Source organism: Paenarthrobacter ilicis (assembly GCF_016907545.1).
Classification (GTDB): domain Bacteria; phylum Actinomycetota; class Actinomycetes; order Actinomycetales; family Micrococcaceae; genus Arthrobacter; species Arthrobacter ilicis.
In genome coordinates this window covers 463,552-487,009 of sequence record NZ_JAFBCD010000001.1, presented here as the reverse complement: position 1 = coordinate 487,009, position 23,458 = coordinate 463,552, and the positions used below count along the sequence as shown (strand labels likewise).

Below are 23,458 nucleotides of genomic sequence, written 5' to 3'. Positions count from 1 at the left end.
GCTTTGCCGCGAACTCTGATGCAAGCCGGAGCATCTGCGCGTCCGGCACGGTAACGCTTAGTGGGCTTGTGGGCTGGGGTGCGGCACATGCCACTGAAAGGTGGTGCGAATGCCATTGTGAACGCTAACAATACCGTCGGTCAAGTGGGCTGGATCACGAAATGGTTTCGATGGACGCGTACCCGAAAGGTGTTGACTTGAAACGTTGTTAGCGTTCACAATCAGCGGCACTACCGTGGAGAGACGCAAGGAAGGCCCGATACCGCTGGATAACGCGGCATCGGGCCTACCCGGAAGTAACATGGCCACGGCCCCGTTGGGGCCTGCTGGACTAAAGCCTGGTGTCGAAGGAGTCGCAGAAAACGTTCTGGTTGAAGGTGCCCTGGAAGTCCGATGTGCCTTGGATTTTTCCGACGACGGCCCGTATGGCCTCACGGGATGCAGCATGGGCGTGGATGGCAGTCCGCACCATGGGCACATCAATGAGGTGGTTGGGCTGGTTCAGGGAGACGAAAACCGTGGGAACCTCTGTGGCGTACCAAGGAATCTCCGCCGCCATGGGCGAGGACCATTTGATCCGGATGGACGCCTCCTGGGCGAAGCCCTTCACGTTGGCGAATACCAGGGCCGCGTCGTAGCGCTCCGCGTAATCGGCAGTGGCTTCTTCGGAGAGAACCCGCATGAAGTTCATGCCCTTCTCCCCCGCCGCTTCCCGCTGATCCGCCGTCTTGAACACGTCCACGTCAAAACCAGCAGCTTCAAGCTCCTCCTTGACCACGTCAAGGTAAGCCAGCGGATCCCCCCGGGTGAAGTCGGCCCCACCCGAAATCCCATAAAGCCGGATGCGCTTGTGCGTTTCCGGAGTCAACGGCAGGTTGTGCGCGGTGTCCTTCACCAGGGTCACGGTTTTGTCGGCAATATCAGCAGCTATGACCTTGTGGGCTTCACTGCCGATGACTGCCAAGGCTTCGGCCGGAGGGACCAGCGCGCCCCGGACGTGCAGGCCCAAGCTGGCTTTCAGTCCAAGAATCCGGCGGAGTGCATCATCCAACCGCGAATCGCTGATGACGCCGGACTTATAGCCATCCATCATGTACTGGAAGTCTTCGCCGCCATTGCGGAAGAACAGGAACATATCGCAACCGGCGGCGATGGTGGCCGGCACCAGGTCGCGGCGCTTCATGGCCTGCGTCAGGCCAACCATCAGCGAAGCATCCGTGAGGACCAGCCCGTTGAAGCCGAGCTCTCCGCGCAGCAGGTCCTGCAGCAGTTCGGGAGCAAGAGTTGCCGGGAGGATCTCCGCGTCCGTCAGGCCTGGCCGGAAATGGCGGGATACCTCGGGGGCGCCTATGTGGCCCACCATGATGGACTGCACGCCGTGCCCGATCATCTCCCGGTACACGTGGCCGTACGTCTGGTCCCATTCCCTGTAGCCAAGCGTGTTGTAGGACGTGACCACGTGTTGGTCCCGCTCATCAATCCCGTCTCCGGGGAAATGCTTCATGGCGCACACAGTGGGTGACTCGCTGATGCCGTCGAAGTATTCCTTGGCCCGTTCCACCACAATCTCCGGCGTGTTGCCGAACGCCCGCGTGGAGATGACGGTGTTCCGCCAGTTGTAGTGGATGTCCACAATCGGCGCAAAGGCCCAGTTGCAGCCCAGCGCGGCAGTTTCCACACCGGCTACCTGCCCCATCTTCCGTGCGATCGACTTGTCCGGGTGCGAACCCGCCTGCAGGTGCGTGGACACGAATGTGCCGTCGTCACAGCTGCCGGCCCCACCCATTTCCGGGTTGGAGGCGATGAGCAGGGGGATCCGGGTTTTGGACTGGGCGTACCGGATGTGCTCCTGCACGGCCGCTGACGGCCCCGGCCGGTAGCGCATCCCACCCACGTGGAAGTTCTCCAGCACGTCGTCGAGGTACTCCGGGGAGTAATCGTTGTTGTGGTTGATGAACAGCTGGCCGATTTTTTCCTCGAGCGTCATGCTGCCAAGGGTGCTTTCCACCCAGGCGACGGCGTCGTCGTCGAGATTGAAGGGTGCGGCCGTCAGGTCCACCAGATACGGACCGGCCGCGGCGGTGGCCGTGGCCGCTGCCGCATCAATGAGTTTGGCGCTGACTGCTTCCACAATGTCCTCCACTGACGTTTCGATGCTGACCACCATGCCCGCCTCGTCATCCTGCAGGGGCTCCAGTGTTGCCAGCTGCGAGTCCAACAATGACGCCGGCATGAAATGCCCCGGACGGGAGTTCATGCGCTGGTGCAACACGTCCCTGGTGCCGTGCAGGTGCACGAAAACCACGGACGAATCACCGGCACGGATGATGTCGCGGTAGGCGCGCTTGAGCGCGCTGCACGCAATCACCAAGGGAGAGTCCGACGCCGTGAATCGCCTTCCAATTTCGGCCAACCACGGTGAGCGGTCGTCGTCGTTCAACGGGGTTCCGGCGGCCATCTTGTCGATGTTGGACTGCGGGTGCAGCGAGTCGCCATCGAGGAATTCCGCGCCAAGGCGTTCGGCGAGGGCGGCGCCGACGGTGCTCTTTCCGCAGCCGGCCACGCCCATGACCACCACGTGGTGGCGGTTACCAGAGCCCTGTTTACCGGCCATGGCTGCATCACCAGTCATGGACAGTGCCGTCCACGAGGCGGTTGTACGGCAGGTAGGCCTGCTGGTAGGGGAAGGCCAGCGCCGCTTCCTCGTTGAATTCCACGCCGATGCCGGGGTTGTCGCCGGGGTGCAGGTAGCCGTCCTTGAAGGTCATGGACTGCTGGAAGACCTCGTTGGTCTTGTCCGAGTGCTGCATGTATTCCTGGATCCCGTAGTTGTGGATGGCCAGGCCAACGTGCAGCTGCGCAGCGAAACCAACCGGTGAGATGTCGGTGGGTCCGTGGAAGCCGGATTTGATTTGGTACTGCGCAGCGAAGTCCATGACCTTCTTCAGCGGCGAGATCCCGCCAAAGTGGGTGGACGCGGCACGGACGTAGTCGATCAGCTGTTCCTTGATGAGGGTCTGGAAGTCCCACACCGTATTGAATATCTCGCCGATGGCCAACGGGGTGGTGGTGTGCTGGCGGACCAGGCGCAGGCCCTCCTGGTTTTCTGCCGGCGTGCAATCCTCCAGCCAGAAGAGATCGTAGGGTTCCAACGCCTTGCCCAGTTTGGCGGCCTGGATGGGAGTCATGCGGTGGTGGCCATCGTGCAGCAAGGGGATTTCCGGGCCGAACTCGTTGCGCACGGCCTCGAACACGGTGGGCAGGTGACGCAGGTAGGCACGGGTGTCCCAGTCCTCTTCCAGCGGGAAGTTGCCGCGGCCGGCGGGCTCGTAATCGTACCGCTCACCCGAAGCCTGGGCCTGGGCAGCCACACCGTACACGGCCTTGATACCCGGCACCGCGGTCTGGATGCGGATGGACTTGTAGCCCAGTTCCAGGTGCTCGCGGACGGAGTCGAACAGGGACGGGATATCGGCGCCGGATGCATGTCCGTAGGCCCGGAGGCCACTGCGGGACGCGCCGCCCAGCAGCTGGTAAACGGGCATTCCCGCCATTTTGCCCTTGATGTCCCACAGCGCCATGTCGACGGCGGCGATGGCGGCCATGGTGACCGGGCCACGGCGCCAGTAGGAGCTGCGGTACAGGAACTGCCAGGTGTCCTCGATCCGCTGCGGATCCTTGCCGATGAGCAGCTGGGCCACGTGCTCCTTGAGGTACGCGGCGACGGCCAGCTCACGGCCGTTGAGCGTCGCATCTCCAATACCCGTCACACCATCCTCGGTGGTGATGCGCAGGGTGACGAAGTTCCGGGACGGGCTGGTCACAAAGACGTCAGCGGCAATGATTTTCACAGCTTTTCCTTTCGGGCCGCGAGGGCCAGGTCCGGCACGGTCAGTGGTTTCCGCGCCGGTCCGGCCATCTCGTGGAGAAGTGGGGTTGGATCGAGTGTAGAGGGGATGACAGAAATTGGCAATCGGTTGCCAAAGGGTGGAGCGACTACTGCGTTTTGACGACGGCGGGCGTGGCAGCTTCCGTGGCGGCGCCATGATCCTGGGCCGTCCGCCGGGCGTGGATCTCGGTGACGATCCGGGCATGCACCGCATCGGTGAGTTTGTACTTCGCCATCACGGCGATGGCCAGCACCACCATGATGGCGGGCAGGGCCCCGGCTGCGAACTGGATACCCAGCAGGGCCTCGGGCGTCTGGGTGACCCCTGATCTGTAGCCACCCCAGGCCAGGGCGTAAGCAGCAAGGGCGCCACCCACCGCCTGTCCGGTCTTGCGGGTAAAGGAGAACAAAGCATAGGTAATGCCCTCCGTGCGGACGCCGGTCTTCCATTCGCCGTACTCAACAGTGTCAGCCTCAAGCGCCCACACCACGATGCTTACAGCCATCACACCGAGCATGCTCACCAGCAGGCCGGAGAAGCCAACCCAGGTCATGCCCGCAGGAGTGAGGAAGATGATGACGCCGCCCACGGCGCTCAGTGCTCCCGCCGCAACATAGACGGTCTTCTTGCCGAACCTGTTCACCAGCTTGGGCATGAAAGCGGCCAGAACAAAGGTCATGACCAGCTGCACGACGGACATCACGGCGTAGAGATCCAGCCGGCCAAGGACGTCGCGCAGGTAATACAACTGAACGGAGGATAGGGCCATGTACCCCGTCAGGAAGAGGAACGAACTCAGGCAGAGCATCAGCAGCGGCCGGTTGCTCTTGAGGGTGTCCATGCTCTGTTTGAAGGAAACCCGCGGCACCGCCCTGTGAACCCGCTCCCTGGCAGTAACGAACGTGAAGAAGTACAAGGCCGCGCCGATTACCACGAACACCAGGGTGACAGTGGTGAACAAGCCTTGGAGGTTGGCGCCGGGTTTGATCAGCGGGGCAACGAAGATTCCCAGCGCGGACCCCACAAGAAGAGCGCCCACCATGCGGGCCGATCCCAATTTGGCGCGGTCCCCCGGGTCCTGCGTCATGGCGCCAGCCAGCGATCCATAGGGAATGTTCACCAGCGAGTACGCCAGTCCCAGCGCAGCATAGGTGACGTAGGCATAGAGCAGGGTTCCCGTTTCACCCAGTTGCGGAACTGAAAAGGTTGCAACGCTCAGGAGCAGCAGCGGTATGGAGCCAAACATAATGAACGGGCGGAACTTCCCAAAGCGCTTGCTGTAGGTCCGGTCCACCAAGCGGCCGGCAAAGACGTCCGCGAAAGCGTCGAAAATGCGGACCACCAGCAGCAGCGTTCCCGCTGCGGCGGCGGAGATCCCGGCGACGTCTGTGTAGTAGACCAGCAAAAACATGGTGGCCGTTGTGAAGGCAAGGTTGTTGGCGGCATCGCCGGCTCCATAGCCGAGGATGGTGGTTTTGCTGAGCTTCTTCAATACGGGCTCCTTTACCCATCGCTTCATTGCGTGCCGCACCGCTCAACGCACGCGGAGACCGGAGCAGAAACGGCTTGTGCAGCTGATGTAACTCTAGTCACTTTGGCAATGCTTGGCAATCGGTTGCCGCAAATTTCCTTCACGAATCCACGCATTAAATGAAAGTGGCCCAGGAGCCGGACAAATCCGGACACTCTGGGCCAGCCAACAAGCCGGCAATCAGAGGGAACCCCCTAAGCCGCCGTACCTGAATCCACGGTTACTGGAGCCGCAAAGTCGCCACTGAGTTTGGTGACGAGCTCCACTATCGCCGCGTCCCGGGCCAGCTCTGGATCAAGCAAGCGCACCAGGGCAGCCGTTCGTTCAAGGCCGGTCAGTTCGTTGGCAGCAGCCACCGCCCCCGACTCTGGATCCTGCAGCCCGGGGCTTACTCCCACGAACGCAGACCAGACGGCGATCATCCTTGCCGCAGCTTCACCGCTCCTGCCCGCATCGCGCTCAGCCCGCAGCACAGGGACAGCCCGCATCCGCAGTTTGGTGGTGGCGTCCATGGCGATCTGCGCAAGGTGGTGGGCAATCCGGGAGTTGCCGAACCGCTCCAGCAGGGCGGCCCGGTATCCGGGGACGCCAAGATCATCACCATCCAGATGACGTGAGGCCTCGTCCCAGAATTCCTCGACGGCACGCAGACATACGGGGTCAGCAAGCGCTTCGGCCACCGTGGTGTGGCCACGCAACTGCCCGGCGTAGGCAAGGATCGAGTGGGCACCGTTGAGGAGCCAAAGCTTCCGGTTCTCGTACGGTTCAATCCCGTCCACGAACACGGCCCCGGAGTCCTCCCACCGCGGACGGCCCGCGGGAAAATCGCCGCTGAGAACCCAGTTGTGGAACGGCTCCGTGACCACCGGCGCGTGGTCCCGGTACCCGCACGAGGCCGCAACGGCGTCGAGATCCGCGTCCGTGGTACGGGGCGTAATCCTGTCCACGGAGGTGCTGACAAAGCTGACATTGTGTTCAATCCACGCAGCCAGTTCCGCACTGTAGTCCTGCGCAATGGCCAGCACACCCCGCTTGGCAACCGAGCCGTTGTCGGACAGATTGTCGCACGACACCACGGCGAGTGGTCCGGCGTCGGCATCCCTGCGGGCGGCGAGGCCAAGAACCAAGCGGCCCAACGGCGTCGCAGGTTCACCTCCGGCGCGCAGCAACGGAACATCAGCTGCGCCGAATCCGTAGGCTGCTTCGGTGATGGTCAAGGTGACAACAGCGGTGCTGCCGGCGGCCAGCAGTTCCACCAAGCGCTGCACATTGGCGCCGTCCACAGCTTCAACTATGCTGCCAACAACCTCGAAGGTGTCGCCCGCATCGGAGCGCTCCACCACGGTGAAAAGGCCATCCTGGGCGGCCAGAACTTCTGCGGCGTCCGGGCGCCGGCCGGTGAAGGAGGCAATGCCCCACTCCGCCGCGTCGCCCGCGTGCTGCGTGTACCAGGCCTGATGGGAGCGGTGGAAAGCGCCCAGTCCCAGGTGCACTATCCTGACCGGCGCCTTGGCGGCATGCGAGACTTCCCTGCTCAGCAACGGCTCGCTCATAGCTTGAACACCCGGCGCGGTGAAGAGTCGACGACGTCCAGGATCAGCTCGTGCGCGCGGTCTTCCGTGACCCGGTGCTCGGCAACCAGGCGGGCAAGGAAGGACGCTTCAATCCGGCGGGAGGCGTCGTGCCGCGCCGGGATGGAACAGAAGGCACGGGTGTCATCGATGAATCCAGACGAGCGCGAGAAACCGGCGGTCTCCGTGACGGCCGAGCGGAAGCGCAGCATGGCGTCCGGGGCGTCAAGGAACCACCACGGCGCACCGACGTAGACCGAGGGATAGAAACCAGCCAGCGGTGCGAGTTCGCGGGAAAAGACCGTCTCATCCAACGTGAAAAGGACAAGGTGGAAGTCTTTGGCGGTGCCGAAATCCTGCAACAACGGGCGGATCGCCTCGGTGTAATTGACGGCGAACGGGATGTCGTGACCGGTATCCGCACCGAATTCCTTGAACGTAGGCTCGTGGTGGTTGCGGTAGGAGCCCGGGTGGATGGTCATCACCAGGCCGTCCTCCACGGACATGCGCGCCATCTGGTACATCATGTGGGCCTCGAAGGCGTCCCTGTCCGCGTCCGTAGCCTTGCCGGCACGGGCCTTCTCGAAGAGCGCCGCGGCGTCAGCATCCGTGAGCTTCAGCGTTGCCGGCGTCCGGACACCATGGTCCGCGGACACCGCGCCATGCTCTACAAAATAACGACGCCGGTTCTCAAGCGCCGCAATATAGCCCGCGTAGCCGGTGGCACCGTCAGCAGCTGTCTCCATCAAGCGGTCAACATTGCTGCTCCACTGCGGGTGGGCAATGTTGAGGTAGGCATCCGGGCGGAACGTGGGGAGCACCCTGCCGTTGAAGCTGGGGTCATCCGTGAGCGCCTTATGGCTGGCCAAAGAGTCCAAGGGATCATCAGTGGTTGCCAGGACCTCTATGTTGAAGTCCTTGAACAGCTGCCGTGGGCGGAAGTCGGGTTCCACCAGCTTGGCGGCGATCGCGTCATAGCTTGTATCCGCAGGGATCTCACTGAGGTCCGCTCCAAGCTTGAAGACGGAGTCGAATTGGGTCCGCAACCAGTACCCGGAGGCCGTTCCTTCGAACAAGGGCCACGCCTCAACGAACGTCCGCCAGATCTCCCTGGACTCCGGCGCAGACACGGATCCTGCCAGCAGTTGGTCCATGGGGGCGCCATTGGCGTGGATCAGGCGCGTGACGTAATGGTCGGGGCTGACCAGCAGTGCCGAGGGATCGGGGAACGGCGAGTTCTGCTCGATGACGGCAGCGTCAACGTGACCGTGAGGAGAAATGATGGGCAGGTCCTGGACGCGCTCCAACAAAGAGCGCGCGATGCTGCGCGTCCCGGGATCTGCGGGCAGGAGCCTGTCAGGGTGTGCGGCGATGGACTGTGACATGGATCAATCTTGCGTTCCGCGTGGGAACTTTGTCAACCGGTTGCCAAAAATTGCCAACTAGTTGCGATGGGGTGGTCCGTTACTGACCAATGGCTTGTCAGGAGGGCGTCAGGAGGCCTTCAGGAGGCGGCCGCTGGAGCCGCGCACCACCAGTTCCGTCTCCACGCTCACTGCTTCCTGGGGAGCCTCGTGGCCCTGGAGGATGTCCAGGAGGATAGTCACGGCTCGTGTTCCGCACTCTCCCAGAGGGGAACGGACCGTAGTGAGGGCCGGAGTGGTGAAGTCGGCACCAAAGATGTCATCGAAACCCACAATGCTCATCTGGTCCGGCACCTTCATGCCACCGGCCTGGAGTTCCTGCATCAGGCCAATGGCGAGGAGGTCGTTGTAGGTGATGACCGCCGTCGCGCCGCTCTCCAGGACCTGCCGCGCAACCTGCCGGCCGCCGTCCACCGTGGGTTTGCTTGATTCCAGGCGGGTAGCAGTCAATTTGGACCACTCGGAGGCGGCTTTCACGCCTTCCCAGCGCCGGCCGGTCATCCAGGACTGTTGCGGACCGGCCACGTAGGCCAATGTGTGGTGGCCGTTGGCAGCCAGGCTGCGGACGGCCTCGCTGATGCCCTTGTTGACGTCCGGCACCACGCAGGGAACGCCGGCTACCTCGCGGTTGATGACAGCCACGGGCTTATCCGCTGCCAGCGCCCGGATATGGTCATCGTCCATGCGGGGGCTGGCCAGGATCAGGCCGTCCACCGTGCTGAGGAGGCGCCTGGCTGCTGTCACTTCGGTTTCAGGGGACTCCGCCGATTCTGCCAGGACCAGCGTGTAATCCCGCGCGGATCCCGTGGTTTCGGCGCCCCGGATGATGTCAAAGAAGGTGGGGTTGGTGATATCGGCAACGATCAGCCCGATTGTCTGGGTGCGCCCCGTGGGCAGAGCCCGGGCAAAGGGGTTCACCTGGTAGTTCAGCTCGGAGGCTGCGTCCTCAATGATCTTCTGGGTCTTGGCGCTGACGCGGCCCGGCTTGCTGAGTGCGCGGGACACCGTTGAGGGGTTCACGCCGGCCAGCTTGGCGATGTCGTAGATGGTGGCGGAGGACTTCTCCCCGCGTCCACGCTTGGCGGCGGCGGGGTTTCCGGAGTTCGTCACGTCAGTCACTGCTTCATAGTAGACCGGGTGGCAACAAAAACAACGCGGTTGCCAAATCCCCCCACCGTCCCTCTCTCACATCCCTACCCTCCTTGGGCGGGATGTGAGAGAGGGATCCCCCAAAGGCGGCGGGATGCGAGAGAGGGATTCAGGCGCGTTCGGCGAACTTGCCTTCTTCGCTGATGCGCTTGTTCAGCTCGGTCAGGAACTCGTCCTCATCGAAGTCCAGCGACACTTCCTTGCCCGTCCAAGCAGAAAGGTGGATGGCGTTGGCCAGGCGGACGCCGTTAATGCCGTCGGAGCCCGGCGCCAGGAGCGGCGTGCCGTCCAGGATGTTGGCGGCAAAGTTCTCCAGGACACCAGCGTGCTGCCCGCCCCATACCGATTCGAACTCGATGGTTTCGGTGCTGTACAGCTCTTCGCGGTTCAGCTGCCCCATGAAGAGCTTCCGGACATCGTCCATGCCCATGGAATCACTGATCTGGCGCTCGGGCTTCACCAGCCGGGTAACGGTGGCTACCTTGCTGTTTTCCACTACGATCTTGCCTTGGTCGCCCAGGATTTCGAAGCGGTCGGTGCCCACAATGTCGTGGGTGGCGGTCACGAAAACGCCAGTGGCGCCGTCGCCATAATCGACTACCGCGGTGACCTCATCTTCGACGGCGATGTCCCGGCGGAAGCCGAACGCCACCTTGGAATAGACGGACTTGGGGACGCCGCAGATCCACTGCCAGAGGTCCAGCTGGTGGGGTGCCTGGTTGACCAGGACGCCGCCGCCTTCGCCGCCCCACGTGGCACGCCATTCGCTGGAGTTGTAGTACCCCTGCGGACGCCACCAGTTGGTGATGATCCAGTTGGTGCGGCGGATGCTGCCGATTTCGCCGCCGTCAACAATCTCTTTGAGCTTCTTGTACAGCGGGTTGTTGCGCTGGTTGAACATGATGCCAAAGGAAAGTTCAGGCTTGGAGGCAGCGAATTCGTTCAGCTCCTTGACCTGCTTGGTGTAGACACCGGCCGGCTTCTCCACCAGGGCGTGGATGTTGCGCTTGAGCGTCTCGATGCCCATTTCCGGGTGCAGGAAGTGCGGCACGCAGGTGACGATCGCGTCCACGGAGCCGCTTTCCAGCATGGCTACGTAGTCGTCGTAAAAGGGAACGTCCGGGTACTGGGCGGCGGCCAGTTCCTTCTTGGCGGGATCGGTATCGCAGATCGCGCCGATCTCCATGTTGGGAACAAGCCCGTCCTTAATGAATTTGGCGTAGGCGCCGCCCTGCTGCCCAAGGCCGATGATGCCGAGTCTTACTTTGCTGCTCATGAGTGCAATCTCCTGTGCTGAAAAAATAGAAAGTCTGGAAACCCTAAGGGGCTGGAATCTGGAAAAGGTCGCCGTGGCCCATGGCCACCAGGTTGTCGTACGAGGTCTGAAGGGCATCCCATACCGTGCGCCCGTACAGCTCGTCCTGCTCCACCAGGAGGTACTGCGCGCCGGCCGCAATGGCGGCGGGAACAATGGCCGGGAAGTCGAGGTTGCCTTCGCCTACCTCGGCGAACTGCACCACGTTGCGGAACTCGGCGTTGAACCCCGCGAAGTCGCCCTTCTCCAGGAGCCCGAAGGACGATTCCGGCATTTGGCCGATCCTGTAATCCTTCAGGTGCACCATGGCGGTTTTGCCGGCGTACTTTTCCAAGGTCCTTACCGGATCCAGGCCACCACGCTGCACCCAGTGGACATCGATTTCCATGCCCATGGCCGGGGAGTTCTCGGCGATGATGTCCAGCATGTACTTGCCGTCGAACTTCGCGAACTCAATGTGGTGGTTGTGGTAGTACAGGCTGATGCCGTGTTCCTGCAGCCGTTCGGCATAACCGTTGGCTTGCTTAGCGAATTCGATCACTGAATCCAGCGATTTCATGGCCCCGAAAGGAAGCATGCCGATCCGCAGCAACGAGGTATCCAGGCGCTTGGCTTCGTCCACGATCTTGTCGAAGTGGTCAGCCAACGTTTCCACCGCAAACCCTTTGCGGCCCTCCAAGTAGACCGAGAGGGCGGCAATGTCCATGCCCAGTTCCGAGCGGGAACGGTCCAGCTCGTCCACGTTCTCCGGCGTCATGGGGATCTGGGAGATCTCCACGGCGTTGTATCCGATCGCGCTGACCTTGCGGAGAGTTTCGAATGCTCCAATGTCTGAAAAGCTGTCTTTCAGCATCATCGCTTGTACGCCTATTGTGGCCACTTTTTCCTCCATGTTTTGCCGGGCCGGCCGTCAGGCCACGGCTCCGGCTTGTTCGTTCTGGTTGCGCTGGTTGGCTAGCAGCCGGTGGCGGTCCGCGCGGCGTTGTTCCTGCCGGTCGGGATCGGGCACGGGCGAGGCCAGCAGCAAGCGCTGGGTATACGGGTGTTCGGGTTCGCGGGTGACGATCTCCGCCGGCCCCTGTTCCACGATCTCTCCGTGGTACATGACGGCCACACGGTGGCTGATGTGCCGCACAACATCGAGGTCGTGCGAGACAAACAAGTACGAGACGCCGGTGTCCTTTTGGATCTGCAGGAAGAGGTCCAACACGCGGGCCTGGGTGGAGAGGTCGAGTGCACTGACGGGTTCATCGCAGACAATCAGTTTCGGGGACAGGGCAAGTGCCCGGGCGATTGCAACGCGCTGGCGCTGCCCGCCGCTGAACTCCCGTGGCAGCCTGTGGATGGCGTCGGTTGGCAGGCCCACCTGGTCCAGCAGTTCCTTGACGCGCTTCTTCGCGGATGCGGAATCCATGCCCTGGACACCCAGCGGTTCGGCCAGGATATCCCCGATTTCCAGCGCCGGGTTCAGCGAGGTGTACGGATCCTGGAAGACCACCTGAAGATCCCGGCTGAGCGTCCGGCGTTCCTTGCGGGACGCGTTGCTGATGTCGTTGCCCTCAAAGACCACCTTTCCGGCGGTGACCGGAGCCAGGCCCAGGACTGCACGGCCCAGGGTGGTCTTGCCCGATCCGGACTCCCCCACCAGGCCCAACGTTTCGCCTTGGCCGATGCTGATGTTGATGTCCGTCAGTGCCCGGAAAGGCTTGGCCCGGAACCGTTTGCTGGGATATTCCACCACCAGGTTTTCCACCGAAAGCAGCGGCGCACCGTGGGACGGTTTTCCTTGGATGCTCATGCCACAGGCTCCTTCTGTGCTGCAGATCCGGGGGTGGAGACCAACATGGTCATGGGAGTCTTTCCTTCAAGCATCGATCCCAGCAGCGTCTGTGTGTACTGCTCTTTCGGGTTGCGGAGGATCTCCCTGACCGGCCCTTCTTCCACCAGCCGGCCGTTCTGCATGACCGCCACGCGATCGCACAGGTCAGCCACCACACCGAAGTTGTGGGTCACAAGAACCACGCCGATGTTCAACCGCTGCTGCAGTTCGCGGAGCAGGTCCAGCACATCTGCCTGCACCGTCACGTCCAACGCGGTGGTTGGTTCATCGGCAATCACAAGGTCCGGTTCGCAGCTGATGGCGCCGGCGATCAGCACACGCTGGGCCATGCCGCCGGAAACCTCGTGCGGGTAGGCAGCGAAGGTGCGCTCCGGGTTGGCAATTCCGACGTCGGTGAGCAGCTTGATCGCGCGGGTGCGGGCCTCTGCCTTGGAGATTCCCAGCACCCGGACCATGGGCGTCACCAGCTGGTAGCCGATGGTGAAGGCCGGATCCAGGTTGCTCATGGGTTCCTGCGGAATGTAGGAGATCCGCTTGCCGCGCAGCTTGGTGAGCCGTTCCTGGCTCACTCGGTCCTCGCCGGGAGCCACGGTGTAGTTCCCATCGAACTGGATGGAACCGCCCACAATGCGTGCGTTGTCCGGGAGCAGTCCCAGGATGGAGAACGCTGTTTGGGACTTGCCCGATCCGGACTCCCCCACGATGCCCAGGATTTCGCCGCGGTCCACATGGAAGGAGACGTCGTCCACAACCTTCTTGATGGAACCGTCCGCCTGCGGATAGCCAACACCCAGGTTGGTCACCTTGACCAGGTGGTGCTCGGTTCCGCTCTCGACGGCGGCAACAGACTTCCGTGACTGGCGCGCCTTGGCGGGTTCCGGCGTCGTGCGTTCTGTTGAGGAGGCAGCGGAAACTGAACCGCGCTTCTTGCGGTGCTTGATTTTCTCGCCGTCTTCCAGTGCATCCCGGATGGCATTGCCCAGCAGGACCAGGCCGCCGATGGTCAGCGCCATGGCAAGCGCGGGCCACACCAGGAGGATGGGGGTGAGGTAGACGTTCTTGAAGCCTTCCGAGAGCATGACGCCCCAGGTGGCTTTGGTGGGATCGCCCAGGCCCAGGAACTCCAAGCCGGACTGGATGCCGATGGCGACGCCTGCGATCGCGGCGGTCTGGATGATGATGGGAGCGCGGACCACGGAGAAGATGTGGCGGGCAACGATGCTGACGTCCGAAAGGCCTGATACCCGCGCTGCGTCCACGTAGAGCTCGTTGCGGACCGATTGGACGGCTGTCCGCGTCAGCCGGAAGTAGGACGGGCTGATGAGGATGCCGAAGGCGATCATGGAAATCCACACCGACGGGCCGAAAGCCGCCCGGATGGTCAGCAGGACAATCAGGCCGGGAAGGCTCATGAGGATGCTCACCACCCAGTTGGAAATACCTTCGAACTTGCCGCCGTAGTAACCGGCGATCAGGCCCGCGGGAAGCCCGATGGCAATAGCCACACCGGCGCACAGCAAGGCTGAGAGCAGGGTCAGCTGGGCCCCGAAGAGCAGGCGGCTCCAGGTGTCGCGGCCGGCGCTGTCCGTGCCCAGGATATTCACGGAGTCCGGTGCGGCCAGTGTCTTGGAGATATTGGCGAAGTTCTCTTCGAACGGTGCCAGCATGGGAGCGAAGATGGCCAGGAAGGCGATGGTTGCCAGGATCAGCAGCGAAGCGATTCCCAACGGGTTCTTGAGGAGCCTGCGTGTGACGCTGGAACGGACTACGGTGCCGCTTTGGCCTGCCTTTGAGGCCGCAACGGCTACGGCTGCTGTATCTACGGAATCGCTCATGACACACGCACTTTCGGGTTGAGCCAACCATTGAGGATGTCCACCAGGAGGTTCACCACGATGACCACCACCACGGTGTACATCACGACTCCCATGACGACGGGAAGGTCTGTCTGGCCGGTTGCGGCCACGGCCAGCGGGCCCATGCCGGGGAGGGCGAAAATCTGCTCGATGATCACCACACCGCCCAGCATGCCGATCAGCTGAAGGCTCAGCACGGTGAGGCCGGCCGGGGCCGCGCTGCGCAGCACGTGCTTGAAGAGGATTTCACGCTCTCCAATCCCGCGGCTGCGCAGCGTGCGAACGTAGTCCCGCTCGAGTTGCTTGATCACGGCACTGCGGATCTGCTGCGCACCGCCGGTGACGCCGTTGATCAGCAGGGCAATGACCGGAAGGGTCATGGAGACTACCCAGGCTTCCGGCCCCACCTCCGGGGAGATGGTGCTGGTTGCCGGGAAGAAGCCCAGCTGGATGGCCAGGATGGTCACCAGGAACACGCCGATCACGTACCCCGGGATGGAGTCACCAATGATGGCGCCGATCTGGACCACCCGGTCCACCCAGCCGCGCTTGACTGCTGCTGCAACACCGATCAGTGCTGCGCAGATGGCGATCAGGATCATTGCGGCGAAAACCATGGTCATGGTCACCGGGATGCGGGTGGCCAGGGAGTTGGCCACCGGTTCCGAGGTAAACCATGAGGCGCCGAGGTTTCCGCTCAGGGCATCGCCCAGCCAGGAGAAGTAGCGGACAAAGAGGGGCTGGTCCAGCCCCAGTTCGTGTTCTTTCATAGCCACTTGTTCAGGGGTTGCCTGGTCTCCCAGGATGTTCTGGGCAATGCTGCCGCTGGCTGTGTACAGCAGGGTGAAGGTGAGCACTGAGACCACGAACAGCACCACCACCCCGCTGCCGAGCCTTTTCGCAATGAACTTGATCATGGGGTCCTACTTGGCAGGCGAGTAGTTGTAGATGGACGGAACCGCCTGCTGGGCCTGCGGAGTGACCTTCACTTTGTCGTTGTGGTAGTACATCTGGTTCACGCGGAACAGGGGTGCGAACCATGCTTGCTCCACCACGTACTTGTTGACTTCCTTGGCCTTCTCGCCTGCACCCTCGCCGGCGGTACGCACGGCTGCGATCTTGGCTTCCAGATCAGGGCTGGTGGTCTTGAACGGGTTGTACAGGGCCTTGGTGGAGACGATCTGGTCGATTGCCACGGTGGGCTGGCCCTGGAACAGGTTGTAGAACAGGGCCGGGTACTTCTGGGCGGCAACGTCAGCGGTGAAGGTGTTGGTGATGGCGGCGCCCGGGTTCAGGGTGATTCCAACATCGGCAAGCTGCTGCTTGAGCACGGAGATCAGGGTTTCCGCACCGGGAAGGGTGGGAACATCAATGCTGACCTTGCCCTCAAAACCGGATTCCTTCAGGAGTTCCTTGGCCTTGGCGGGATCGTAGCTGTAGTAGTTCTCCAGCTCTTCGGACCATGCTCCGCTGTCCTTGCCGAACGGCTGCGAGGTGGGGGTTCCCTGGCCCAGCATGACCTGGTCCAGGATGGTCTTGCGATCGAACGCGTAGTTAATGGCCTGGCGGACCTTGACGTTGGCCAGGGCTGGATTCTTTGCCCCGTCGCGGTCCAGGAGCAGGAGTCCGGACCAGTCAACCTGGTTGGTTTCGAGCTTCATTTTGGCGCCTTCGGCCTGCTTGCCGTTCTTGGGATCCAGCAGGGTGGCGTCGATCTGGCCGGAGACCAGGGCGTTGGTGCGGGCTGTGGGATCAAGGAGTACCTTCAGCGTCAGCTTCTTGTACTTCTGCAGGTCCTTGTTCCAGTACCCCTCGCGCGCCGTGAACACCGTCTGCGAGTCCTTGACGGAGGCGGCCTTGTCCATCACGTAGGGGCCGGAACCGACGGGGACGGTCTTGATGGCGTCCGTGCCCAGCGCAGCAGGGCTGCCCATGAGGCCCGCTGCCTGGCTAAGGAAGAATTCAAGGGCCGGCTCCGGGGAGCTGAGATTGATGTCGATGGTGTCGGCATCCACCACGGCAATGTCGGAGACCGAGCTGAGCTGGGCCATCTGCGGTCCGTTGGCCTTCTTGAAGTGATCCAGGTTGGCCTTGGCTGCCGTGGCGTCGAACTTGGCGCCATCGCTGAAAGTGACGTCCGTGCGGAGGTCCACCGTGAGCTTGGTGTTGGTGTCGTTGTACTTCCACGCCGTTGCCAGCATGGGGCTGAGCTTGCCGTCGGGTTCGCGGAGGATCAGCGAATCATAGGCGGCCTGGTACGGCTGAAGTGCGTGGCCGACGTGGGCCTGTGCGGGATCCCACGAGGTGAGGTCCCGGAGCGTGCCCAGGGTCAGGGCCGTGACGGTGGTTCCGCCGCTTGCGTTGGAACCACCGGTTCCGGCGGCGCCGCCACCGCATGCGGTGAGCGCCAGGGAGGCGCTGAGTACAAGAGCGGCTGCTGCCGCCTTGGGACCTAACTTCATTGTCGGCTCCTACTGGATCTTGCCTGATGCGAACGGAGTGCGATCAGTGCGAGGGGGTGTGGTCTGCACCACATATTCGGGGTGTGGGATTTACAGTACGGACTAATGGTTGGTTTGGCAACCGATTGTCAAAAGTTTCTGCATTTGTTGCCAAGTTGCAGCCCGGCGTGCTTTTGCGCGGCGGATCATGCCACCGTTGCGGGTATCTCCGGGTAGCTCTGGGCGTAGATTTCCTTGATGATGGCAAGGGACTTCCCGGCCTCCGCGGGATTGATCCAGAAGGGTCCGGGCTGGTCCAAGGTGGCGTAAAAATCCTTGATGAGCAGCTCGTGCGAGACACCCCAATAGGACCTGCCGCCGGATTCCGCCACACGCTCCTCAGTCACGGCGACCGTGCCATCGGCATAGGTGACCGTCAGGTCCCCCCGCAAGCTGAGCGTCGCCTTTTCTGTGACGATCTCCAAGGTGACGGGAGCATTGCTGGCATTGGCCAGGGTCGCGTAGAACACGCTGCGGGCCCCATTGACATGCTCCGCAGCGAACTCGGCAGTGTCCTCCACCTCGATCACACCACCCAGGGAGCGCGTGGAGGCGTGCCCTTCAACCTTGGCAACGTCACCCACCAGCCACTGCAGCAGGTCCACGGTGTGGATCGCCTGGTTCATCATGAGCCCGCCGCCGCCTTCAGCCCAGGTGCCGCGCCACGGCCGGCTCCGGTAGTAGCCGGCATTCCGGTGCCACATCACGGTGGCCGAGGCGCCCAGCACCTGGCCCAACCCGCCGTCGTCGAGCAATTCACGCATGGCCCTGGACGTCGCGTTGTATCGATTCTGGAAGCAGACGGCGATTTTCGCCGTACTCCTCCCGGCCACGTCGATCAGCCGGCGCCCCTCCTCCAAGGTGTGGGCCAGGGGCTTCTCCACGATCACGTTCACACCACGCTCAAGGCAGTCGGCCGCAATGGACGCGTGGAGATGGTGCGGCGTGCAGACATGGACGACGTCGGGACGCGCCTCCTCCAGCATCTCAAGGTAATCGGCGTACCCGGCCACGTTGTGGCTGGCCGACGCTGCGGCCAGCCTGTCCGGATCCGTGTCGCAGACAGCCACCAGCTGCACATCAGGGGTGGCGGCCAGGGCCTCGAAATGGACGGTTGAGATATCTCCGCAACCAATGACTGCCGCTGTAGGCATTTCCTGCTCCTTCGAAGGATGATGCTGGGGTGATACTGGGTGGTTCATGCAGGGTGGTTCATGGGGTCAGGAAAGAGTGACGCCGCTCTTTGTTGCCAACCCAGCGAACGCGCGCGCCGCCACGCCAAAAGCAACCGGACCCGAGTAGCCGCCCAGCTCATGGGCACTGGCAAGGTGCGGCTCCAGCGAGGCGAAGCCCGTGTAGCCGTCGGCAGCCAGTGCGGCGATGGTCTCTTCGAGCTCGCCATCCCCCTCACCGGAGGGCACTACCTCTCCCGTGGTGGCAATGGCATCCTTGACCTGAAGGTATTCCAGGTACGGGCGGAGGAGCGCGTAGCCTTCCGTGTACGGCTTGACGCCCACCTGGACAAAGTTGGCGTTGTCCCACGCGACTTTCAGCGCCGGCGACTTGACCGACTCCATGATGTCCAGGACCCGTTCCGGGGTGTCTCCGTAGATGCCCTTTTCATTCTCATGAAGCAGCACAATGTCCTGGCCGGCAGCTTCTTTGGCCAACGCTTCCATCCGCTCCATGACGGCGTCCCGGATCTCATCCTGGCTTTGGCCCTCGGCGCGGTAGAAGGAGAAGATCCGGACGTACTTGGCGCCCAGCCCCTTGGCTACGGAAATGATCTGCCGGAGCCTGGTGACCTCGTGCTCAACAGGGAGCGAGACATCCACCTTGCCAATGGGGCTGGCTACTGCGGATACCTTCAGGCCCTTGTCATCCAGGATGCCCTTCAGCCGTACAACATCTTCCGGCGCGAGCTCCGAGACATTGGTGCCCCACGCGCTGCGGACTTCAATATGGCTGGCTCCCAACGCCAGGAGCACGGCGGCTTGGACGGCGGGATCGGGGTCAACTTCGTCGCCAAAACCTGAAAGGTTCCACACGGCGCTGGGGTGGGTCACGTCATCTCCTAGGTTGCCCTGTGGCACTCTCCGAGGGCGGTGATGCAGTTCACAGGAGCTTCTTTGTCCCCGAGTTTAGCCAGTTTGGCACGGCATTGACAACCGATTGCCAATAACTGCCAAAGTGTGGCACTCTTGGTCAACGGTGTGGCAGTGGTCACAACCCGATCGCTCCACGTTCAGAGAGGAACGCCCCATGGTGACGCAACCCGTGGCTGCAGGCCGCCCGGCCACCATCCATGACATCGCAGCATTGTGCGGTGTCGCAGCGTCCACCGTTTCCCGGGCCCTCGCCAATCCCGAGCGGGTCAATATCCGCACCCGCGAGCGGATCCAGGCTGCCGCCGTCGAACTCAACTACACGCCCAACTCACAGGCCAAAGCACTGAGTTCCGGCAAGACCGGCGCCGTGGGCGTCCTGGTGCCTGACATCACCAACCCGTTCTACTTCGACCTCATCAGGGGAACCCAGCTGCAACTGAAGGCCGCCGGTTACACGCAACTCCTGGTGGATACGGAGGAATCGGATGAGGTGGAGGCCAGCACCCTTGAACAACTGCGCAAGAGCGCGGACGGCGTCATTGTTGCCGCCTCCCGCCTGAATGACGAGGCACTGGTCAGCGCCGGCGCCAAGATGCCCATGGTCACGGTGAACCGCGACGTTGACGGCGTGCCGGCGGTGATCATCGATACCCCGTCCGCCATGCCTCAGGCGTTGGACCACCTCATCTCACTGGGTCACACCTCGGTGGCGTACGTTTCCGGCCCGGCCGTCTCGCAATCCAGCGCACGCCGCTGGGAGGCGCTGTCCGCGGCGGCCGAAACGCGCGGCATCGACGTCCGCGTACTGGGCCCCTTTGCCCCTAAAACCCAGTCCGGGGCAGCTGCCGCCGACGCCGCCGTCCACAGCGGTGTGACGGCGTGCATCGTGTTCAACGACCTCATTGCCATCGGCATGCTGCAGCGGCTGCGCGAGCGCGGACTCCGGGTACCCGAGGACATGAGCATTGTGGGCTGCGACGATATTTTCGGTGCCGACTTCTGCAATCCCCCGCTGACCACCATGAGCTCACCCATCGAACAGGCCGGGCGGGTGGCCGTTTCCATGCTGCTGGCGCAGCTGAACCCCTTGGCCGGCGGCGGGAACCGCAACCGGTCGGTGATGCCCACCCACCTCACCGTGCGCGGCTCCACCGGTTCCGCGCCCAAGTAGGTAACCGCGCCCAAACAGGTTACCGTGCCCAAACCTGTAACAGGGGCAACTTGGGCGGCGAAATGGTTGAGCGTTCACAACTGCGCTGACTAGTGTTGAACCCATGCGCGAACTCCAGGCCACAATCATTGAGGAAATGGGCGTCCAGCCCCGGATCAATCCTGCGGAGGAGATCCGCAAGCGGGTGGACTTCCTGAAGGACTACCTGAAAGCCACGGGAACCAAGGGTTTTGTCCTGGGCATTTCCGGTGGACTCGATTCAACCCTGGCAGGCCGCTTGGCCCAGCTGGCCGTGGAGGAACTGACGGCCGACGGCGTCGACGTCAACTTTGTAGCCGTGCGGCTCCCCTACGGCGTACAGCATGATGAGGACGATGCCCAGGCTGCCCTGGACTTCATCAACGCCAAAACCGAATGGACCTTCAACATCGCCGCGGCCGTGGACGGTTTCGAGGACGAGTTCCAGAAGACCACTGGCGAGGAAATCTCCGACTTCCACAAAGGCAACACCAAGGCCCGTGCCCGCATGATCGCCCAGTACGCACTGGCCGGTGAGCACAACTACCTGGTGATCGGTACCGATCACGGCGCCGAATCCGTCACGGGATTCTTCACAAAGTTCGGCGACGGCGGCGCGGACATCCTCCCCCTCTTCGGCCTCAACAAGCGCCAGAACCGCCAGGTCCTTGCCGAGCTGGGCGCCCCTGAGCGGTTGTGGAAGAAGGTCCCCACAGCAGACCTCCTGGACGACAAGCCGGGCCGCACCGACGAGGACGAGCTCGGCATCACTTACGACCAGATTGACGATTACCTGGAGGGCCGGGACGTTCCTGGGGATGTCGCGGCGAACCTGGAGCAGAAGTACCTGCGCACCCGCCACAAGCGCACCGTTCCGGTGACCATCTTCGATACCTGGTGGAAGTAACCTTCGGCCTACAGCAGCAACCCACGGCGGCGGGTGCCGGCTTCCCCACGGAAGCCAGCACCCGCCGTCGCCCTTTAACGTCCCTCTCTCACATCCCGCCCCGTTCCCGGCGTCCCTCTCTCACATCCCGCCCCGTTTCGGGCGTCCCTCTCTCACATCCCGCCCCGTTCCGGGCGTCCCTCTCTCACATCCCGCCCCGTTTTCATGAACCCCTTGACGTGTCGATAGTTACCGATATATCGTTAACTATCGCCGATACCCAATCGGTGAACACCAACCGAAAGGACGATGCTGCCATGAAAGGCATCAACGAAAACGACAACACCTTCCCCGAACACGAGCACCATGGCCACCCCGGCCACGGACAAGGGCGGGGACGATTCAACCGTGGCAAGGGCCGGCGCGGACCGGGCGGCCACGGTGGCGGCGGCTTCGGCCCGGGCTTCGGTCCCGGCGGATTCGGACCGGGATTTGGTCCAGGCTTCGGACCCAGGGGCTTCGGTCCCGGCGGTTCACGGCGCGCCAACAGGGGCGATGTCCGCGCGGCAATCCTGTCGCTTCTGGCGGAGTCACCCTCCAACGGTTATGGCCTGATCAAAACCATCGCCGAGAAGACCTCCGGAGCCTGGCGCCCCAGCCCCGGATCCGTGTACCCCACGCTGCAGCAGCTGGTGGATGAAGAACTCATTGTTGCTGTGGGCGAAGGCCGCCGCACCGAGTTCACCCTCACCGAGGACGGCAAGGCGTACATCGCCGAGCACGAAGAAGAACTCGCCAGCGCCTGGAACCAGGAGGCTGATGGCACCGGCGCAGCCTTCCACCAAAGCGTGGGCAAGCTCATGGGAGTCATCCACCAGTTCCGGACAGCGGCCACCGATGAGCAACGCCAGGCCGCCATGGAAAAGCTGGACGAAACCCGCCGGGCCCTGTACCTGATCCTCGCCGATTAATGGTGAAAAACAGGCCCTTGACCTTGACGTAACGTCAACCTTTACTGTCGAAGAACAAGCACAGAACGGGGAGACGAATGGACTGGTCAATCCAGGAAATCGCCAGGATCGCTGGAACCACCAGCCGCACGCTGCGCCACTATGACAGCATCGGGCTGCTCACGCCGAGCCGGACCGGCCATAACGGCTACCGCTTTTATGACGGTCCGGCCTTGGTGCAGCTGCAGCGGATCCTCTTGCTCAGAGAACTGGGCCTGGGCCTGCCGGACATCGCGGATATTCTCCACCGTGAGACCGACACTGCGGTGGCCCTGAGTGGCCACCTCAACTGGCTCACCCAGGAGCAGGACCGGATCTCACGGCAGATCGCCTCCGTTCAGCACACAATCGACACTTTGAAAGGGGATGGCACGTTCATGGCACACACCATGTTTGACGGCTTCGACCACACGCAATACAAGGACGAGGTGGAGGACCGCTGGGGCAAGGAAGCCTACGCCTCAGGCGATGCCTGGTGGCGGGGCATGAGTCCCGACGAAAAGCAGCATTGGAAGGACCGCGTCCGGAATTTGGGCACGGACTGGATGGCGGCAGCGGAATCCGGCGTTGTACCCGACAGTGCTCAAGCCCAGGCATTGGCAAAGCGCCACGTGGAGTGGCTGCGCGGCGTTCCGGGAACCCCGACGGCGGCACCTGGCGGGGACGCGAAAGGTTACGTGATCGGGCTGGGCAGGATGTATGTGGAGGATCCGCGGTTTGCAGCCAATTACGGTGGCGAAACAGGGGCAACATTTGTCCGCGATGCGTTGCGGATCTACGCGGAGGGGAACCTCTGAGCGTCACGGAACGGACCGGGTGGACTTGACTTTGCCGCTATCGGAAAATGTGGAAGAATGCATCGGCTCAATCAAATTAAGCGGAAAAAGCACTTTATTGACAGAGTTGACAACATGATTTCAAAACCTTAAAAATTTTAGTCTCCAAGGTCTGGATTTACTGCACATCAATCCCCTAGGCTCGGTTGCGGGGGATGCAGAAAGCATTTCCGTCCGATTAACGAACGGGAGCATGATATGCAGAAGTCTGATACAAGCATTGAGACCGGGGCCCTCGAAGCCCTCGAAGACGGCCTCAAGGGCATCGAGTTCGACGAGTTCTTCGAGACGACCACCAACTTTGATCCCAGCGAATTTGTGATGCGACGCTGCTGATCAAATCACAGGGAGC

Annotated in this window: 19 protein-coding genes; 5 read left to right on the top strand and 14 right to left on the bottom strand. The window is 62.5% G+C overall.

Annotation, left to right across the window (positions count from 1 at the left end):
* Positions 1–331: 331 nt before the first annotated feature.
* The 14 genes from JOE60_RS02365 to JOE60_RS02300 form a co-directional block, all read right to left on the bottom strand.
* The gene (locus JOE60_RS02365) at positions 332–2,632 is read right to left on the bottom strand and encodes a gluconokinase, GntK/IdnK-type (RefSeq protein ID WP_167265273.1); all 2,301 of its coding nucleotides are present in this window, start codon (positions 2,630–2,632) and stop codon (positions 332–334) included.
* Positions 2,622–3,851, bottom strand: coding sequence for a D-mannonate dehydratase ManD (gene manD, locus JOE60_RS02360; protein WP_167265275.1), 1,230 nt, complete (start codon positions 3,849–3,851; stop codon positions 2,622–2,624). Before manD ends, JOE60_RS02365 begins: the two co-directional genes overlap by 11 nt.
* Before the next feature lie 145 nt (positions 3,852–3,996).
* On the bottom strand, positions 3,997–5,382 hold the full coding sequence (uidB, locus tag JOE60_RS02355) for a glucuronide transporter (protein ID WP_167265277.1): 1,386 nt from the start codon (positions 5,380–5,382) through the stop codon (positions 3,997–3,999).
* Between the two features lie 233 nt (positions 5,383–5,615).
* Positions 5,616–6,974, bottom strand: a complete 1,359-nt coding sequence (locus JOE60_RS02350) for a mannitol dehydrogenase family protein (protein WP_167265279.1) — start codon at positions 6,972–6,974, stop codon at positions 5,616–5,618.
* On the bottom strand, positions 6,971–8,377 hold the full coding sequence (gene uxaC / locus JOE60_RS02345) for a glucuronate isomerase (protein WP_167265281.1): 1,407 nt from the start codon (positions 8,375–8,377) through the stop codon (positions 6,971–6,973). Before uxaC ends, JOE60_RS02350 begins: the two co-directional genes overlap by 4 nt.
* 108 nt (positions 8,378–8,485) lie before the next feature.
* Complete coding sequence (locus JOE60_RS02340) at positions 8,486–9,535, bottom strand: LacI family DNA-binding transcriptional regulator (protein ID WP_167265283.1); 1,050 nt, start codon at positions 9,533–9,535, stop codon at positions 8,486–8,488.
* A gap of 139 nt (positions 9,536–9,674) precedes the next feature.
* The gene (locus tag JOE60_RS02335; RefSeq protein ID WP_167265285.1) at positions 9,675–10,841 is read right to left on the bottom strand and encodes a Gfo/Idh/MocA family protein; all 1,167 of its coding nucleotides are present in this window, start codon (positions 10,839–10,841) and stop codon (positions 9,675–9,677) included.
* Between the two features lie 43 nt (positions 10,842–10,884).
* Positions 10,885–11,760, bottom strand: coding sequence for a sugar phosphate isomerase/epimerase family protein (locus JOE60_RS02330; protein ID WP_336110614.1), 876 nt, complete (start codon positions 11,758–11,760; stop codon positions 10,885–10,887).
* 30 nt (positions 11,761–11,790) lie between these two features.
* On the bottom strand, positions 11,791–12,678 hold the full coding sequence (locus JOE60_RS02325) for an ATP-binding cassette domain-containing protein (RefSeq protein WP_167265287.1): 888 nt from the start codon (positions 12,676–12,678) through the stop codon (positions 11,791–11,793).
* Complete coding sequence (locus tag JOE60_RS02320; RefSeq protein ID WP_167265289.1) at positions 12,675–14,555, bottom strand: dipeptide/oligopeptide/nickel ABC transporter permease/ATP-binding protein; 1,881 nt, start codon at positions 14,553–14,555, stop codon at positions 12,675–12,677. The genes JOE60_RS02325 and JOE60_RS02320 overlap by 4 nt, the downstream gene beginning before the upstream one ends.
* Entirely contained in the window at positions 14,552–15,493 is a 942-nt protein-coding gene (locus tag JOE60_RS02315) for an ABC transporter permease (protein WP_167265291.1), read from the bottom strand. Before JOE60_RS02315 ends, JOE60_RS02320 begins: the two co-directional genes overlap by 4 nt.
* Before the next feature lie 6 nt (positions 15,494–15,499).
* Positions 15,500–17,038, bottom strand: a complete 1,539-nt coding sequence (locus JOE60_RS02310; protein ID WP_167265293.1) for an ABC transporter substrate-binding protein — start codon at positions 17,036–17,038, stop codon at positions 15,500–15,502.
* Between the two features lie 185 nt (positions 17,039–17,223).
* The gene (locus tag JOE60_RS02305) at positions 17,224–18,231 is read right to left on the bottom strand and encodes a Gfo/Idh/MocA family protein (RefSeq protein WP_167265295.1); all 1,008 of its coding nucleotides are present in this window, start codon (positions 18,229–18,231) and stop codon (positions 17,224–17,226) included.
* Positions 18,232–18,297: 66 nt separating this feature from the next.
* Positions 18,298–19,143: a TIM barrel protein gene (locus tag JOE60_RS02300; protein WP_167265297.1), complete on the bottom strand. Its 846-nt coding sequence runs from the start codon at positions 19,141–19,143 to the stop codon at positions 18,298–18,300.
* A 196-nt stretch (positions 19,144–19,339) separates the two neighbouring features.
* On the opposite strand from JOE60_RS02300, the gene JOE60_RS02295 reads away from it, so the two are divergent.
* The 5 genes from JOE60_RS02295 (at position 19,340) to JOE60_RS02275 (ending at position 23,442) form a co-directional block, all read left to right on the top strand.
* A complete protein-coding gene (locus tag JOE60_RS02295) occupies positions 19,340–20,356 on the top strand; it encodes a LacI family DNA-binding transcriptional regulator (RefSeq protein WP_167265299.1) in 1,017 nt (338 codons plus the stop codon).
* A gap of 103 nt (positions 20,357–20,459) precedes the next feature.
* A complete protein-coding gene (gene nadE, locus JOE60_RS02290) occupies positions 20,460–21,281 on the top strand; it encodes an ammonia-dependent NAD(+) synthetase (protein ID WP_167265301.1) in 822 nt (273 codons plus the stop codon).
* A 296-nt stretch (positions 21,282–21,577) separates the two neighbouring features.
* A complete protein-coding gene (locus JOE60_RS02285; protein WP_167265734.1) occupies positions 21,578–22,231 on the top strand; it encodes a PadR family transcriptional regulator in 654 nt (217 codons plus the stop codon).
* 77 nt (positions 22,232–22,308) lie between these two features.
* Positions 22,309–23,067 carry a MerR family transcriptional regulator gene (locus JOE60_RS02280; RefSeq protein WP_167265303.1) on the top strand — a complete coding sequence of 253 codons (759 nt, stop codon included), beginning with the start codon at positions 22,309–22,311 and terminating at the stop codon, positions 23,065–23,067.
* 237 nt (positions 23,068–23,304) lie between these two features.
* Complete coding sequence (locus JOE60_RS02275) at positions 23,305–23,442, top strand: hypothetical protein (protein WP_167265305.1); 138 nt, start codon at positions 23,305–23,307, stop codon at positions 23,440–23,442.
* Positions 23,443–23,458 lie beyond the last annotated feature (16 nt).